This is a genomic window from Moorena sp. SIO4E2 (assembly GCF_010671945.1).
In the GTDB taxonomy this organism is placed as follows: domain Bacteria; phylum Cyanobacteriota; class Cyanobacteriia; order Cyanobacteriales; family Coleofasciculaceae; genus Moorena; species Moorena producens.
Genome location: NZ_JAAHIE010000985.1, coordinates 1 through 2,032, shown reverse-complemented (window position 1 = coordinate 2,032; position 2,032 = coordinate 1). Strand labels below are relative to the sequence as shown.

The 2,032-nt window shown below is 49.1% G+C and carries 1 protein-coding gene; it reads right to left on the bottom strand.

Translation table 11 applies throughout. The features are described from left to right. Positions 1–67: 67 nt before the first annotated feature. The coding region (locus F6K37_RS39755) for an eIF2A-related protein (protein ID WP_353839080.1) at positions 68–2,032 on the bottom strand (1,965 nt) is incomplete at its 5' end.

Below are 2,032 nucleotides of genomic sequence, written 5' to 3'. Positions count from 1 at the left end.
AATCTTGCTTGCCTTCAATGGGATAAAATCGCAGTTCCAGCAGTGTCATTCCAAGATTTGCACCTTATCAGCTATGGCGAAAATTAACTCTAGTTAGTATATCATCTGATTTTCTTTGGTATCGCCATGAAGCAGTGGCCAGCCTCTGTCCATCCGGGCTGAAGGCTACACTATTTACCCATTCCTGATGCCCGGTGAGCAAGGCGATTTGATTGCCCTGGTTGTCCCAAATTCTGGCGGTGTTGTCCCTTGATGCCGTGGCCAGCCTCTGTCCATCCGGGCTGAAGGCTACACTATTTACCCATTCCTGATGCCCGGTGAGCAAGGCGATTTGATTGCCCTGGTTGTCCCAAATTCTGGCGGTGTTGTCGAATGAACCAGTGGCCAGCCTCTGTCCATCGGGGCTGAAGGCTACACTCCATACCCTGTCCTGATGCCCGGTGAGTAAGGCAATTTCATTGCCCTGGTTGTCCCAAATTCTGGCAGTTTTGTCATCTGAAGCAGTGGCCAGCCTCTGTCCATCCGGGCTGAAGGCTACACTTAATACCGAGTCCTGATGGCCGGTGAGCAAGGCAATTTCATTGCCCTTTCTGTCCCAAATTCTAGCAGTTTTGTCCTCTGAAGCAGTGGCCAGCCTCTGTCCATCCGGGCTGAATGCTACACTCCATACCCTGTCCTGATGCCCGGTGAGCACAGCAATTTCATTGCCCTGGTTGTCCCAAATTCTGGCGGTTTTGTCCTCTGAAGCAGTGGCCAGCCTCTGTCCATCCGGGCTGAAGGCTACACTCGTTACCTCGTCCTGATGCCCTGTGAGCACAGCAATTTGATTGCCCTGGTTGTCCCAAATTCTGGCAGTTTTGTCAACTGAAGCAGTGGCCAGCCTCTGTCCATCCGGGCTGAAGGCTACACTCCTTACCCAGTTCTGATGCCCTCTGAGCACAGCCCCTTTTCGGAATTGACTAATACTCTGGTGGAGGGCATTTATAGGACTAGTAGCAGGATATTGCTCCAGGGGGCAACCATCTTTTACTATACTAAGTAGCTCTTGCCCAGTCTCTACTGCTTCATACAAAAGCGTTTCCCCTATTGTACTGGGGCCGTAGTAAGCATTATCCTGTAACTGTCTTAAAATAATAAGTCCTTTCCGTTCTAGTCGTGTCAATAATTTGGCTTCTGCTAGCAACGCTTCCGCTTCCTGTTTCGCCTTAGCTAATATCTCTCTAGCTTCTTTCTCAGCCGCCAAAGCCTTTTGTACTTCTCCCTTATCTACAATCTGACTAGCTCTTAAAAACTGGGAATCCAAATCGCTTAACGCTTTTCCCCTAGACCATTGTTCCGCCTGGTCTAATGCTTTCCCCCGCAACAAAAAAGACTCATCCTTACACCCAGAATTAACCCAAGCCGTAAACGCCTCAGCGTAGGGGCGCAGTCTGGCCAATTCTGTCTTGACCCAATCGGAATTAAAAACCTCCCCATAAATCCGGTTGTTAACCTCCAAACAACCATGACGCTCAACCACCAGCCCCGATAACCTTAATTCCGTCTGTTCCTGACTACCATCAGCAGCTATACACCCGTGCTCCAACACTTGCTGATACAAACCCAAGAGCATACCAGCCCGTTGCTCATTCCTGAGAATGCGATCGCGTATGGTCTTCAAATGCTCCTGTTCATCCTGAGCTTCCCAATTGTCTATAATCTTGCTACGCACGATCTGGTCTAGGGAAAGACTATTGCCCGATTCCCAGGTCTGCACCACCAAACGACACACGCGCTGAGTCAGAAACGGTTGTCCTCCCGTCCATTTTACTATTTCACCTAACACCTGTTCAGGATTATCCACCTTACCTACCAAACCCGGAACCAAAGGCTGTTTGGCTTCCTCAAAAGTAAACCCAGTTAATTGAATATCCTGACCAATATTAAACGGAGTGCGCTGTTTATCCTGAATTAAATCTGCAGCAGTTGCAACCCCCAGCAAACAAAAGGTGAGACGATTGTAAGCTGGCTTTTCTGCTCGTTGATTGTAACA